This window comes from Leptospira saintgironsiae (genome assembly GCF_002811765.1).
GTDB lineage: Bacteria > Spirochaetota > Leptospiria > Leptospirales > Leptospiraceae > Leptospira_B > Leptospira_B saintgironsiae.
Genome location: NZ_NPDR01000013.1, coordinates 16,396 through 31,676, shown reverse-complemented (window position 1 = coordinate 31,676; position 15,281 = coordinate 16,396). Strand labels below are relative to the sequence as shown.

Genomic DNA, 15,281 nt, shown 5'->3' with positions numbered 1-15,281 from the left:
TTTATTGTTTCGGCGGAAAATACGTAAGAGTTTTTCCGCCGGAGTCCCATTTCCTTGTTCCATTTCCCCAAACAGTAATCAAATTTTTTTCAGAAGTAAAACTTGTAGTTCCATCAGGGAATACATTCACCTGATACTTTGGAGTTTCGAATCTATAGGTTCCATTCTTAAAAAGATAAACTCTTTCCTTTCTCGAAGATTGAAACACTCCTTCTGCTTTACCTTTTAGAGATTCTATCTTCAAAGAGAAAGGAATCCTAATATCAGGAATAGAAGAGGGATCAGTAATATTTGTTAAGTCCGCAATTTCTTCCGTTTTAAAAGAAGAAGCTTCCGAAGAAGCAAAAGGTAAGGTAATAGTTCCAATGATTTCCCATTCCAAAAATTTTGCAGGAAGATCTTTTGATTCAGAATCCAAATAGTTCAATAGATCCGATTGTAATTTGGAAACATTAGAGTTGAGAACTGATTTTAATGCAGAATCTATATTTTCTCCTTCGCAGGTTTTATCCCAGAGGTCTCTGACCTTAGAATTCCCGTATTTTTGAGAAATGAAGTCCATTGCTAAAAATCCTGCAAGATAAGGATCTGATTTTTCCAAGTACAACTTATTTTTTTTGAGAATAAAGTTTTCATAATATTCTCTATACTTGGTTCCTTTATATTTTGGCCAACCGTATTGGGCTACAAACTCGGCATGACCTTCTACAAGCCAAGCAGGTTGAACAATAGGAGGCTGGCTTTTTCCGGTTCGAATTGTGCCACATCGGATCTGCTGCATATGATGAGTGATCTCATGATAGACCATATGAGTAGGTTGGGTAGAATATTGATGTCTTTTGATTTCAGGATCTGGATCTTCTAGGATCATATCTTTCTCAGAACTTGGGTCACAGAAACTGATCCCGTAAATCCCACCTCTTCCTCCACTACATACTATCCCTGCTATATTATTGAATTCTCTAAAAGACTTAGTATCCTGAAAGAAAGCTACGAGTATCTTGGAAGAAGATACCAGATCGAAATCATTCTCCGCCTTTCTAAAAAAATCTTTAGTAGTTTTGGATTCTGTAAATGCATGAACGAAAAGAGAGTTTTTAGGTTCGAACTCGAAATAAAAACGATCCTTCTCTTCTGAAAGTTTTCCGTATCTTCCCGGCTTAGTGAATCTAAAGAATTTTTTTTCTGCAGGGTTCTCATACAAGTATTCTAACTTACCAGCCACAGAATAAAAAGAAGCTGTGATTTGGGATTTATCTGGAAAGGTAAATACTTTCTCTGATTGGCAGTTTGCGCATTTTTTGGGCCAGGAGTAGATCTTAATTCCTTCTTTTTCTAATCCCCATTCCTCAGAGGATCTATGCATAAAACTAGTTCCATCTTTCAGATCCCATTTATAAACTCCAGGACTCCATTGATAAACAGTTCCGCCATCTGGACCTGTATAATATCCAACTGCATTCGGGATTTTTAATGCAAAATCTTTTCCTTCTGGAAAAGGAAATTTATCCAATTCTTCCCAACTGGAAGGAGCGGTTTTCCAATTTGATAAATTATACTTGGGAAAATTAGAACCATTTTCCAAATCTACTTTGGGTGCCTGGCCTTGTGCATAAAATGCAGAAGCAAAGAGCAGAGTATAAAATACGATCTGAAAAATTTTTAGTCTCAATGTATTTCTCCCGGTTTATCTAAGAAGAGACGAAATAAACTAAGATTGATCTTCGGATAAGACGATCAAAGAATCAGATTCGTGTAAGGTAAAATATTCCAATTTATCCGGGATCAGATAGACTCCGTAACCCTTGGACTCATCTGTTTCTTCCGAGACAATCCTAATTCCAAAACAGGTTTCCTTTCTTTGTTGAGCCGCTAACATGCAGTCTGCAAAATTTACACGTTTTGGAAAATCTTCGAAATATAAAAATGCAGGTTTAAGATAGATCTCACTTCCATCCGGATCGAATAAACTATCATACACTCTCATTATATCTGGTTCTTGGGAAACCTGGGCCATCATTTTGGAAACAAATTGGTTTGAGATTAAAAAATCTTTCACTCCAGTTTCCAAAACTAATTCTGTATTTTCGGAATTCATAATTTCCGTAATTAGCTGAGTTTCTGCCTTTTTACCACCAGCTTGGTGCTTCTTCTTAAAGTATTGGCGAAATCTTAATAGAAGAGAAATGGTTCTTGCATCTACTTCTTCAATATTTTCCTTTTCTTCCGCTAAGAATATTACGGAATCATACTGTTCAGGAGAAAGTTTTTCCAAAATGCCTTCTTGGGAAAGATTTGCGATCAAGGATCTTAGTTTGATCTGAGGATATTTTGTTTTCAGTTTTGCGAGAGCATTTTTGATCTCTTCGTTGGATTCGTTTATCAAAAGATCAATTTGAGAATCGGGAGAAGAAAATTTTGCGTATTCATTCACGATGATCTTACTCTTAGAATTCCAGCCAATGATCAATTGTTTATCGATTGGCCTAGATAAAGTTGTATTCGGATAAGAAAGTGCTGCATTCACAGTCACAGGTTTATCATCAAATTTGATCTTAGAATCATCTTCTGCAAGAATGATTGCGTCTTCTTCATTCTCTGGTAAATATTCAGGAGTTGGGTTTAAAATGATAGTTCCGTTAATTTTTCTGAAACCCAATGGAACAGACTCTTTGAATCTAAATGAAATTTCAGAAAAATTTAAACCTCTCCAGCCATTCTTAGGTTTATAAAAATAGATCTCATTCCCTTCAAAACCAACCAAATTAGAATACACGATCGCAAGACCAGAAGTCCTGGAAGTTTGTACAAGCAATTTAGAAAGAATACTTCTTTCATCCATTACCTGAACTGATTCGGAAAGATCTGTAGCAATATTTCGATTTTCTAATCCATGGAGTTCTGCGACTATTGGAGGAAGTCCAGATTCCCCGTTTAATGCAACGAGTGCCATGATGGACTTTAATACTTTTGCATCTCCTATAGATTTACCTTCTTCTGATTCCTCCGAACCTGAAGGATTTAGTATGATGATACTTTTTGCCTTGGAAGCATTTACTTTTTTTAAGGAATGAAGATGAGAAGGTAATCCTGATCTTGTGATAATTTTTGTTGTCTTCGTATTTTGTAAATTTTCCGAAAGGAAATCATCCATTTCTTCCTTGTCTTTGTCCGCGAGTATAACAGCTGCCTTTCCTGATTCAGAAGAGTTTGCTTCTATCAATTCTCTTAATATTTCAATGGTCCGTATTCCGAATCCTAAGATTAAAGTATGACCAGATTCTAAAACTTCACTTTTTCCCTTTCTGAGCTCTTGTATTTTTTGATCGAATTGGTTTGTGATAAATGCAACTAAGCTCGAAAATAAAACCAAACCTGAAAATACACTTAAGATACCGATGATCTTATTGAACCCATTGGATTCTCCGTCTTCTGCGACAGCCCCTGCGTCGGAGATTTGTAAAAATACTCTCCATAAAAAATCGCCTGACTCTTTAATGGATTCATCCGGAAAGAAGAACGCTCCGAGGATCCTTACAAAAGATAAGAATACGAATGCTCCTAAGAAGAGAGTCATCAATGCCGCGAATACGGAACCTCCTCCCCTAGACATAAAATTATCGAAATGGTAACGGAGCTTTTTGAAAATCCCAGGTTTATCTTTCATGAGGGGAGAAGGGTGAAGTAATAATTATTTATTTCCAGCGGAAAATATCATGTTCGGGAATATTTATTAAGCTTACATTCCATTTGAACAGGTTATTGGACTATAATCTGAAGTAAAATTTTGGATTGAACCGCTTACATTGATTATCTCAGAAAAATCGGCTTTATTCCTAAGCTGCCCAGAGATTGTTCCTGAAATTCCAGAATCGTAAGAGTTTGGAAAAAAGAGAGTCTGCTCTATTTGAAAACTGTCATCAAAGTTTTCATACACTTTAGAATTTGAATCTGTAAATTCAAAAATGAGACCTTGACTTAAAACCATAGTGCCAGAAGGAGAAGGCATTTCTATATGAACGTATTCAGAATGATTCGACGCCCAATGCTGTGGAGTAGTTGAAGATTGAGAGTGGTTCCTCGGAGAATTAGTATATGGGTATTCTATCGAACTATTTGTAAATAAGCTAAAAGTCCCCAAACCTATGTCTATATTCATTTTGCAGTTTGGGCAAGTAGTATTATATAATTTGAATGCTATACAGGATGGACTGTATCCATCTGTACTAACACTTTCTGGGTATAAAAAGTCAAGAGGTAGTAACGAACATTGCAAAAAGAATAATAGGCAAACGATTCCAGATCGGAAAAATCTAATTGTTAACTTATAAGTAGATGAGAATATCTTGGTCCGATTCACAGAAGAAAAAATAACGTTTTTTATTAATTATCAAACATAATTTTTCGGAAAAGATATCCCAACTGAGAGATTGTTTTAAAAGAAATTTAGTCCTAAGAATTGCCGCCATAGAATCTGATTTATAATCAATCTAAATCTGAATATTTACAAATTTCGATATAAGATTTTGACCGACAAAATTCCAGGAATGTGAGATACTCGCTCGATTAGATTATGGCTCGCATCTCTTTCTTTTTTCTATCTAGTTTATTATTTCTATTCTCCTGTAATTCTCCCCAGGTAACCGCTTACCAGGAGCATAGTGAACATCACGAATTTATCGGGAGTTGTTTAGATTTTTTGGCTGGAAATGATTCTTTTGTTCCTCTGACCGATGCAGTTGCCTTGGACGAGTTACGGCAATCTGCTGAGGAACACGCTTCTAATAGTGTGATCATTGGGGATTTGTATTATGATTTGAACCAGAAAGAAGGAAAGCATTTCTATATAGAAGGTGATGACTCGATAGCTTATTATCGTCCTCAAGCCGTTGTACTTGGCGGATGGGAGATGATCCAACATCTATGCGCTCGTCATATCCGACATGAGATTGAAAGAGGATTTGCAAAATCTTCTTCTATTTTGAAAAAGAATCCCGCCTCGATCAAAGAGGCAGAAGCTCTTGCTGAGAAAAATCTGATCCTATATCTGAAGTTTGCTGAGGCTTCTAAAGGGAAACCGAGCCATATTAGAAATTTTCTTTTTATTCCAGTTTCTAGATTTTTGAAGAAGGGAGCGGGGATTTATTTTCCTTCCTGCAATTTGATGGATAAGATGAAAGATCCAATCATATACGGATTACAAAGTGCAAAAAGAAATCCGGAAACTATGACAGCTTGGACCCAGATGATGTTGGCGGTTACAAACTTCTCTGCATCACATATGCAGGACTGTAAGGTAAGTGTAGAAAGTCCTTTGAAACTTTTACATGCAGAAAAAACAGAATTGAGAGATGTAATTGAAGAACCTCAAAAGAATAAATCTGCTTCTAAGATCAAATTCGGAGCAAAGGCTCGGAGATGATCGATTTATTTAGCGGTATAGTCTTCGAAAATTTCTCTAAGACTATCTTCCATTTCTCTGATATAGCGTAGATCTTTGGTCATTCTCCAAAGAGTGATGGAACCATGATACGCCATCAAAACTCTTCTAGAAGTATATTGTATATCCATAGTTCTAGAAAATTGTCCTGAAGCAACTGCGCGACTAAGATAATCTCTGATCATCTTGGTCCATTTTTCAGCGATACCTTTTAGAAATTCTGTATATTCAGGATCCGCATCCATAACTTGATTTGCAAAACCTGCAAACGGATCTCCGAAAAATTCATGATGGCGGATCTGTCTTTCTTTCAAGATCACCCAAGCTCTTAAAAATTCTTGGACCTCTGGATATCTTTCCATAAGAGAAGCAAGATCAGAAAGAGTCTTTTCTTCCTGACGAGCAAGGTAGGCGATCCCTAATTCTTTTTTAGAAGGAAAATGATCGTAAAGACTAGCAGCTACTGAACCGGATTCTTGGATAATCTGTCTCATTCCGGTATTGGAAAATCCCTGTTTATAGAAAAGATCTGTCGCAGTATCTAGAATTCTTTCTCGGACACTGGCACCGGAATCTCTTTTTTTTCTCTGAGCGGTCATGTGCTTAAATACGTTATTTTTTCAGTATTGCCCTAAAAACCTCGTTTCGTCAATAGAATTTGGGTTTAGCGTATAAAAAACCAGAACGAACGTTCTGTATTTTTTTATTGCCCCGATTTCCCAGGGGTCTAAGCTATTGTCAGGACGGTTCAAAATGTCTGTTACGGAAAAAGAACAAGTCAGAACCAGATTTTCGGATCTAGATACGCAAAGACATACCACTAGCAGGACTTATGAGGATTCTTGCCTAGGGGATAGATATCGTATCTTAGAAGAAGCGGGATATTCTTGGAAAAGAATGATCGAAGAATCAGTTCGATTACAAACCGTCGGGGCAGATATACGCTTTCTTGCTCAACAAATGGAAAACACTGAGTTATCCATACGCACTAATTATCGTTCCGGCCAAGATGGCCTATTAACCTTCTCCCAAGAAGTTTTGGATCCAAACGGAAAAGTTGCCGCGGAGATCAGAACATTAGCAAGAACGGAGAAGGACGGAAAACCTTTCCAGTTAATTGTAGCCCAAGATCCTTCCGAAGAATTAATCTCTTCATTTGAATCTATACCGCCTTTTTCCGGATCTTGCGAGCGCACACTTGCAGTAAGGGATCTTTTCTACTGCGAAAGAAATCCATTCGGTGACTATAATCCTTCTCATTATTGGAGACTATTGGAAGAAGGTCGCTGGAATTTCACTGCAGAATGTGGACTTAGCCTAGAGGATCTGGTCGCAATGGATACCACACTTTTCTATATGGGTGGAAAGATCCGTTATCGTAAACCTCTCGCCGCAGGTAGAAGAGCTAAGATACAAACTTGGATTCATAGTTTTGATAAAATTTGGAGCCGTATGAGACAAGAAGTCAGCGACTCCGAAACTGGAGAAATTTTAGCGGAATCCATGGATGATCTACTCGTAGTATCCGTAAGCAAGTCTAGACCTAAAAAACCTGGAGAAGATTTGCTGAAAGTATTCGCAAGGGTCACCGAGTTTCCTGAGGGAGCCTCCAAATGAAATATTATCTTATTCTAATGAACGTATCAAATAAAAGGTCTGGAGAAAGACAATGAAACTCGATCAAAAATTGGCGATTTGTACGCCAAGAAGAACTCCCTTCGCTCAAATTGCGAAAGCTTTAGGACCCTATCCTGGCCATCACCTAGGTCGTATAGTGGCTGAAGACATTATTGCAAAGAGTGGAGTTAAAAAAGATCAAATCGACGGAATCGTAGTTGGAGAAGGTTTCTCTAACGCTCCGAACTCCGCGAGAGTGATCGCTAACCTAATCGGACTTAGAGACGAAGTTCCTTCGATCACTGTTTCCAATAACTGTGTATCCGGAATCGAAGCTCTTTCTGAAGCAGCTCGCCGTATTATTCTTGGAGAAGGTGAACTTTTCCTAGTAATCGGAGAAGAGTCCCAAACTTCTATGCCTTTCGTTGTGAAAAACGCAAGATTGAACAAGAAAGCAGGATCTTTGGATAAACTGAAAAAACTTCTTCCTGACAATCTTCCGGAAGGTGTTGAACTTAGAGACACTCTTGAAGACGGACTTGGCGACGGAGAAACTTCTTACGGAATGCAAGTAACTGCTGAGATCCTTGCTCAGAACTACGAGCTTTCTCGTGAGATCACTGACAAATTAGCTTTCGAATCTTTCAAAAGAGCATTAGAAGCTTCTAAAGCAGGAAAATACGCTCCATTCATCATCCCAATGAAAGACGAAGACGGAACTGAACTTACTATTGATGAAGCAGTTGGACTTCGTGAAGGACTTGTTGAAAACCCAAGCCGTATGGGAAGAGCAATGCTTCTTTTTGACAACCCACAAATGAAATTTGATGAGTTCAAAACTAAGTATTCCAAATATCTTAAAAAATCTCACGGACCAACCGTTTCTATCTTTAACGCGAGCCCTCGTTCTGATGGAGCAGCTGGTGTTATCTTAACTACTGTTGAAAAAGCAAAAGCTCTTGGATTAAAGATCGAAGCAGTTCTTTCCGGATGGAAAATGTATGGTGTAGATCCTAACTTGATGGGAATCGGACAAGCTTACGCTACCGAAGCACTTCTTAAAGACACCGGAGTTAAGATTGAAGACGTAGATTACGTTGAGATCCACGAAGCATTTGCAGCTACTGCAGTTGCAGCTCTTGTTCAAATCGAAAAAGATACCGGTTGGAAATGGGAGCAAAAATTCGACGAGAAGAAGATCAACCCTAATGGTGGATCTATCGCTATCGGTCACCCATTCGGAGCTACTGGTATCCGTTTGGTGAACAATGCGATCATGGACCTTCAAGACGACCCTAAAGCTAAAAAAGTAGTTCTTACTGCTTGCGCTCACGGTGGAATTGCAGGAGCTATGCTCATCGAAAGATTCGAAGGTTAATTTTTAACTTATAGAATTGAATCGAGCCCTGGAGAAGGAAACTTCTTCGGGGTTTTTTATATCTTCTTCAATATCTTTGCTTATTCTTTCGTTTATATACTTAAATATTTTATATACGTTGCCTCGGAATATTTTGCTTTCAATGTTATAGTTTTTGTGGTCTAAATGGTGTATATACACGAATTGAAAATTTTCGAAATATAATCGGGAGAAAAACGATGAAACTCGAAACTAAACTCGCAATTTGCACACCTTTAAGAACTCCATTCGCTCAGATCGCAAAAGGATTGGGGGCTTATCCTGCTCATCATTTGGGTAAGATCGTAGCCGAGAGTATTATACAAAAAAGTGGGATCAAAAAAGAAGATATAGACGGGATCGTAGTGGGAGAAGGTTTCCCAAGTTCTCCGAATCCCGCTCGAGTAATCGCAAATCTGATTGGACTTAGAGATGAAATTCCTTCTATCACTTTATCTAATAACTGTGTATCTGGATTGGAGGCAGTCTCAGAAGCAGCAAGGAGGATTATATTGGGAGAAGGAGAAGTATTTCTCGTAATCGGAGAAGAATCCCAGACTGATATGCCTTTTATAGTAAAAAATGCACGTCTGAATAAGAAAACTGGATCATTAGAAAAATTGAATAAACTCCTACCAGACAACCTTCCGGAAGGAGTGGAGCTTAGAGATACTCTAGAAGATGGTTTAGATGATGGAGAGAATTCTTACGGCATGCAGGTGACTGCGGAGATTCTCGCACAGAACTACGAATTATCTCGTGAGATTACTGATAAGGTTGCATTTGAATCATTTAAACGTACTTACGATGCTTCTATGCAAGGAAGATATGAACCATTTATCATTCCCGTAAAAGACCAAGAAGGTAATATGCTGAAAATTGATGAGGCAGTAGAGCTCAGAAAAGGTCTCGTAGAAAATCCAAGTCGTATGGGAAGAGCAATGCTTCTGTTCGATAATCCTCAAAGCAAGTTTGAAGACTTTAAGAAAAAATACGGTAAAGATCTTAAAAAAACTCATGGACCAACAGTTTCTATCTTCAATGCAAGTCCACGTTCAGATGGAGCTGCAGGAGTGATTATCACCACCGTAGAAAAAGCAAAAGCTCTTGGCTTAAAGATAGAAGGATTACTTTCAGGCTGGAGAATGAAAGGAGTTCATCCGAATCTGATGGGACTTGGACAAGCAGTTGCGACTGAAGGTTTGTTAGAAGACCTACAATTGAAATTAGAAGATATGGATTACGTTGAGATCCATGAAGCTTATGCCTCTACTGCTGTTGCCGCTATGGAACAGTTGAAAATGGATACTGGTTGGGATTGGGAAAAAAGATTCGATGAGAAGAAGATCAATCCTAATGGAGGATCTATTGCGATTGGCCACCCATTCGGAGCCACTGGAGTTCGTTTGGTGAATAACGCGATCATGGATTTACAAGAAGATCCTAAAGCAAATAAAGTGTTACTTACTGCATGTGCTCACGGAGGAATCGCTGGTTCCATGCTGATCGAAAGATATAAAGCTTAACTTAATTCTAACCAAGACCCCGAAGGAAAAAATCTTTCGGGGTCTTCTGTATCTAAATCCTAACTTGCTCTTTCTAAAGAAGGTTGGTCCAAAATGGATCTTCTATTTTTCAAGATGAACAACCCGAATACGAGTGCCGTCACAAACATGAGAAGGCTATAAGTGATAGGAACAACCGTCATAGTAGGGACTTGCAGAATCGTGCCAGTCACCAGGAGTGCAGTGGTTCCATTTTGGATCCCTAACTCGAAAGCGATTGTAACAGCTTGGGTTCTGCTTAATCGTAATAGTAGCCCGAGTAAAAATCCAAGACTGATACAGATACAATTCATAGTAAGGGCTGCTGCTCCACTTTGAGCAAAAAATCCCCACATCTTTTCCCAGTTTTGTTTTACTAACCCAGCAATGATCGCAAATAGAATGATCATTGAAAAAACTTTTACTGGTTTTTCACAACTTTCTGCGAATTTCGGAGAGTAATTTTTTACAGCCATTCCTATTCCAACAGGAAGAACAGTAATTACAAAAAGTTGTAAGATGGTTTTAAGAATAGGAAGATCTATCGTTTTTCCTTCTCCCATAAAATATACCATTGAATAGTAAGTTAAAAATGGAAGAGTGAAAGGTTTGATCACGCTAATTAAAGCGGTTAACGTTACTGATAGGGCTACGTCCCCTTTAAACAAATATGAATACATATTTGAAGTTGGGCCAGAAGGACAGCAAGACAATACCATTAATCCAACTGCAAGCAATGGTTCCAGATGGAACATCGTAGCTACCATAAATCCTAAAAACGGTAATAGTAAAAGTTGGGCTAAAAGTCCAACCAATACGGCTTTAGGAAATAGAGCCACTCTTTCGAAATCTTTGAGTGTCAAAGAAAGTCCCATCCCGAACATGATTATAAAAAGTGAGACCGGGAGAACTATCTCCAGTAAAAATCCACTTTGCATTTTTTTCTCCTTATTGTTTTTAATTTATTTCTTTTGATACGAGTCTTGTAGGTTGTCCGTTTGTTCTAAGCGGCTCTTTAGAATATGAGTATTCTATCTTTAAAAAGGAAATATCATCGGTGAGATATTCTTCCATATCTTGGTAGATCTTATGTAGATCTCCTTTTGCTTCTTCAATTCTGGATAAAAATGCTTCTTGGTTTTCATTGATCTCTTTGCTTCCATCTTCTCGTATACCCACTATCAAATCGTCTTTTCCGTCTGAACCTAAGAACAAACAATCTCCACTCTTTAGTTGAAACGATTGAACTGTAAATATTGCAGATGGATCGAAAGGTAATCCTATACGATTGAAAAAATGTTTGGTTGGGATCAAACTTGCCTTTCCATTTCTGTATAAGATAGGAGAAGGATGTTCGGCGTTTACTAAATATGTTTTGCCCGTGGATTCTTCTATTACTCCGAGGACTGCAGTGACCAACATACTTCCTTCGAAAATTTCAAACACTTTAGAAAGTTCTAAAAAAGCGGATCTCAACCAACGTTGAGGGCTGAACTCTAAAGATTTATCTTCGAATAGTCTGGTTCTGTTTAAGATGGAGCCGAATACGGAACCTAAGACGATCGCACCTCCCGCACCTTGGATAGATTTTCCCATTGCATCTGCATTCATGAATACAATACAATTTGCACCTCCTATCTTGAGGCTGGTAGACATACAAAGATCTCCACCGATCTCGTGATTTTGTTCTTTGAATACGAATTGTTTTTTCTGGCGAGTGAATGATTCTACGAATACTTTTCCGTTTTGAATTGTCTCTATTCCGAAAGGTTTAAGTAGAAGGGATGTTAAAAAATAATCTCCTTGTTGTTGTTCCAATAATTTTGTAAGTCTGGAAGTTCTATCCTTAACCTGATCTTCTAATGTATCAGCGTATACTGAAAGAGCAGTTCTTGCTTCTCGAATGGAACTTACCATTCCGTTGAATGAATCGGTAAGAAAGCCGATCTCGTCTTGGATACGAACTTGGATCTTTGTGTTTAAATCTCCTTGGTTTACTTTTCCAATCCCTATTAATAAATTTTTAAGGGGATTCCAAATCGCTCCTCTGAAAAAAAGTCTGAATCCGAAAAGTATCACAAGTACAGTGATGAATAAAACTGCGAAATAAGGTCGGATCGCTCTATGAAGAAAGTTTCTATATTCTTCATATGGAAATCTTGCCTCGTATTTGTGATCTTCTAAGTTGAACTTATATAATACGGATCTAGATTTTTCTTTGTTATCTTCTACAAAATAACGTTCTGCTTCCGAAGGGAAAACAGAGTCATAATATCCTGAGGATTGTCTTGCATATATTTTGTGAGAATCAGTAAAGCCTGAGCCTGAAATATTCTTCTTAATAAAAATCGAATTCTCTGCTTCTCTTAATTTACTCAGATCGAATGTATCTTCTTGCCTGGAAATAGAAGCGAGCCCTATCCAATATAGAATGAGTAAGAATGTTCCCAGGCAAATCCCGGTAATCCTGTTTAGAAAACGAGTTTGGTCCGAAGTAGTGTTAATATAAAGTACCAGGATCACAAAACTTCCTGGGATCATGAAGAATGTATAAATAGTCAGGAAGTCTGTTCTAGAGATCAATCCTGCTCGACTCATACTATTTGCTATCACTGGAGGAAAGATTAGCAGAGAAAAAAATAGAACGAACAGTCCTGTAAAACGATTGGATTCATTGGGAGCAGTCCAGCTTCTCCATATCCCCGTAAAGATCATAAGAAAAGAATAAACTAAGACCAATACTCCAAGAATCTTATTCTCTGAAGGAAGAGAGAAGGTCCATATTTGTTCTGAGAAATCGAATATAGGAGCTTTATTGAACGTGCTAAAAATATAATATATAGAAAAGGTGAGCCAAACGAATAATTGGCCGCTTAAGAAACGAAAGGCAAATTTTTCATTAACGGGACTTGGATAAAAGAAAAAGAACTGCCCCATACAAGAGAATGCAGGGATTACAGCTAAGATCAACCATCTATGATAAGCAGCTATAGGAGAATCTATACTATACGCGATTACAAATGCAAATGCGTGAATTGATAATAGAAAGAATGCGCCAGCCAAATAGGAACTGGATTTGGATCTATTCCGGATGGCAGCTAAAAAACTTCCAAGCACCGCGGTAAATATACAAACGATCAAAGATCCAAAAGAAAAAAAAGTCAGCTCTAAACTCATAAAGCCCCCAAGGGCTTTTAGCAGGAACTGTGCCAATGTTAGTTTAGATTTTTATTTTAGATGATCTCTCATATCTTGCACCGATTCCGCATTTAATTTATTCCAATCGTTTTGAAATCTGAAACATTGATTGTTTTCAGTCAGTATGGTAAAGAACGGTCGATCGATTTTAATCAGTTGTCTATTGGAATGCTTTAATTCCTCGTTTTATGCATGTTTTGTCGTGGAGTTTAATAAATTTCTTTCTGGCACGAAAACTGCTTAAGGAGGTTAGTCTTCTGAAAACTTCAAATTGGATTTAGAGGACTCGTATAAATAACGAGGAGAATGTTAATGCGATACGGATGGAAATGGAAGTTAGTGAGAGCTTTTGTTCTCTCACTTTTTCTTTCACTTATGGTCTTACCGATCTCCGCAGAGGAAAAAGAAACTGCGGAACCACCTAAAGACAAATGGAGAATTTTACTAGGAGCCTTTGCTGGGCAATTCGATTTACAATTACAAACGAAACTTCCGTTTAACTATGTAAATCCAAACTCTGGCCAAAGGGAAATTCCCTCTTTAGGTAGAGCAAGTGGTCTTACACAAAATGGAGCTATGGACTTGGGAGTAGAAGGGATCGGTCCTCAGAAAGGATTACAGTTCATGGTCTTAAGCGACTCTCTAGTTTTCCAAGCTACATATGCCAGAGTGGATGTGAATTTTGCTCCTCTTAGAAATCCTCCAATAGGAGTGAACACTGCTGAAGGAAATGCGGGAGGTAATGTATATTCTACCAACTTAGATTATTACATGAATATAAGTCGTTATGTTCAGCCTATGGTGGGAATAGGATACGCAGCCTTCGGAGCTTATTATAAGGCGCGTAATGTTGTCGGCACTACTGTGGGTAACGGGCTTTACGAATCCTTTCCTACAATAGACGCGGACGATGGATATAGTTCTGATGTGGGTAAGGCAGGACTTCGTATCAAGTTGCCTATTCAAAGTTGGTATATCACTCCTTACTTCCAATATGCAGGTAACGAATATCATATCAATGTAAGAACTACTGCAGGAACTGTTCAGAATAATGTGAATGGATATCCTGCAGATCCAAATGGAATGTTGGACGCCTGGTATTACCAAGGAGTTGGTTCTGTGAGCACAGTGGATTCGATGACACAAGTGTCTAGACAGGCGAGAAGTGCAGGAGTTGTTTTCTTTATGGATTATAAAAAGTTCATAAGCCTTACAATAAATGCGAGAAGAAACTTCACCCAAGCTGCTTGGAACGTTTCTGCGACCTTGTTAGTATTCCTACATCCTAATATGGGGATCATGGCGAACTATGCATACTCTGAACCTGAGATCTTGTTTAGCTTTAATAGATCCTGGGCAATCGGACCAGTATTCACTACTACATTCTAAAAAGGATATATCGGATAGGAAAATAGAAAGTAAAAAGGTCGATCGAAATGATCGGCCTAATGCGTAAATAAGACTAATGATTTCCGGATTTTTGAGAAAGTTCGGAGATCGACCGATCTAAAGATTCCAGTTCCATTCGGAATTCTTTTCTCCGGGTCTCAGAAAGTTCTTCTTTAAGCTTTTCGAATGTTTTGTATAGGATCTCTCGAAGATCCTTTTTTTTTCTCAACTGCAATATAAGATATTCTTCTTCTTCGAAATTGTTTAGGCCTGTAAAAGATTTTTTGTTCTCTAAATATTCTAGTTTTTCATGAAAAGATTTTGTCTTCTCGGTTTGGTTTAGATCTGGGCTGAAAATATTCTCACCTAAGTTTTCAAAAATCTCTCGGGTCTTAGATAAAAAGGGAAAACCGACTAATTCGATTAATACAAAAGAGTCCGTAAAATTTTTATCCAGATCACTTTCGGGAGCTTCTTCAGTAAAATTAGGGTCATTGGTGGTTGTTTCTGTAAAGCTGAACTGTTCTTCTGAGGACTCGGGAGTTTTCGAACTAGAGGTGTTTTTAGGATCAGATCCGGAAAATATAAAATAAAGGCAAAGTATTATTACAATGAAAAGAGATAAGAAGATTGGAATTCGGAATTTAGATAATGATCTCATACTTTTTCCTAAAAAAAGAATCCGGCGGGGAACACC

Annotated in this window: 11 protein-coding genes; 5 read left to right on the top strand and 6 right to left on the bottom strand. The window is 38.0% G+C overall.

All coding sequences use genetic code 11. From position 1 onward, the window contains the following. Position 1: 1 nt before the first annotated feature. Both CH362_RS18220 and CH362_RS18215 read right to left on the bottom strand, forming a co-directional pair. Positions 2 to 1,672 (bottom strand): DUF6055 domain-containing protein, encoded by a 1,671-nt coding sequence (locus CH362_RS18220; RefSeq protein WP_100711744.1) that lies wholly within the window; start codon positions 1,670 to 1,672, stop codon positions 2 to 4. Between the two features lie 39 nt (positions 1,673 to 1,711). After that, positions 1,712 to 3,613, bottom strand: coding sequence for a CASTOR/POLLUX-related putative ion channel (locus CH362_RS18215; protein WP_208859617.1), 1,902 nt, complete (start codon positions 3,611 to 3,613; stop codon positions 1,712 to 1,714). Positions 3,614 to 4,573: 960 nt separating this feature from the next. Between CH362_RS18215 and CH362_RS18205 the strand changes: the two genes are divergently transcribed. Beyond that, positions 4,574 to 5,422 (top strand): hypothetical protein, encoded by an 849-nt coding sequence (locus CH362_RS18205; RefSeq protein WP_100711741.1) that lies wholly within the window; start codon positions 4,574 to 4,576, stop codon positions 5,420 to 5,422. Between the two features lie 5 nt (positions 5,423 to 5,427). Here CH362_RS18205 and CH362_RS18200 read toward each other — a convergent pair whose 3' ends face one another. Continuing rightward, complete coding sequence (locus CH362_RS18200; protein WP_100711740.1) at positions 5,428 to 6,039, bottom strand: TetR/AcrR family transcriptional regulator; 612 nt, start codon at positions 6,037 to 6,039, stop codon at positions 5,428 to 5,430. A 154-nt stretch (positions 6,040 to 6,193) separates the two neighbouring features. On the opposite strand from CH362_RS18200, the gene CH362_RS18195 reads away from it, so the two are divergent. From CH362_RS18195 to CH362_RS18185, 3 genes are all read left to right on the top strand, one after another. Continuing rightward, positions 6,194 to 7,057 carry a thioesterase family protein gene (locus CH362_RS18195; protein WP_100711739.1) on the top strand — a complete coding sequence of 288 codons (864 nt, stop codon included), beginning with the start codon at positions 6,194 to 6,196 and terminating at the stop codon, positions 7,055 to 7,057. Between the two features lie 52 nt (positions 7,058 to 7,109). Continuing rightward, positions 7,110 to 8,435, top strand: coding sequence for a thiolase family protein (locus CH362_RS18190; protein ID WP_100711738.1), 1,326 nt, complete (start codon positions 7,110 to 7,112; stop codon positions 8,433 to 8,435). Positions 8,436 to 8,653: 218 nt separating this feature from the next. Beyond that, a complete protein-coding gene (locus CH362_RS18185) occupies positions 8,654 to 9,979 on the top strand; it encodes a thiolase family protein (protein ID WP_100711737.1) in 1,326 nt (441 codons plus the stop codon). Between the two features lie 59 nt (positions 9,980 to 10,038). On the opposite strand, the gene CH362_RS18180 is transcribed toward CH362_RS18185, so the two are convergent. Further along, positions 10,039 to 10,935, bottom strand: coding sequence for a bile acid:sodium symporter family protein (locus CH362_RS18180; protein WP_100711736.1), 897 nt, complete (start codon positions 10,933 to 10,935; stop codon positions 10,039 to 10,041). Positions 10,936 to 10,954: 19 nt separating this feature from the next. Next, positions 10,955 to 13,174, bottom strand: coding sequence for a SpoIIE family protein phosphatase (locus CH362_RS18175; protein ID WP_100711735.1), 2,220 nt, complete (start codon positions 13,172 to 13,174; stop codon positions 10,955 to 10,957). 333 nt (positions 13,175 to 13,507) lie between these two features. Between CH362_RS18175 and CH362_RS18170 the strand changes: the two genes are divergently transcribed. Continuing rightward, positions 13,508 to 14,584 carry a hypothetical protein gene (locus tag CH362_RS18170; protein WP_100711734.1) on the top strand — a complete coding sequence of 359 codons (1,077 nt, stop codon included), beginning with the start codon at positions 13,508 to 13,510 and terminating at the stop codon, positions 14,582 to 14,584. A 73-nt stretch (positions 14,585 to 14,657) separates the two neighbouring features. On the opposite strand, the gene CH362_RS18165 is transcribed toward CH362_RS18170, so the two are convergent. Further along, positions 14,658 to 15,245, bottom strand: a complete 588-nt coding sequence (locus CH362_RS18165) for a hypothetical protein (RefSeq protein WP_100711733.1) — start codon at positions 15,243 to 15,245, stop codon at positions 14,658 to 14,660. Between the last annotated feature and the right edge of the window lie 36 nt (positions 15,246 to 15,281).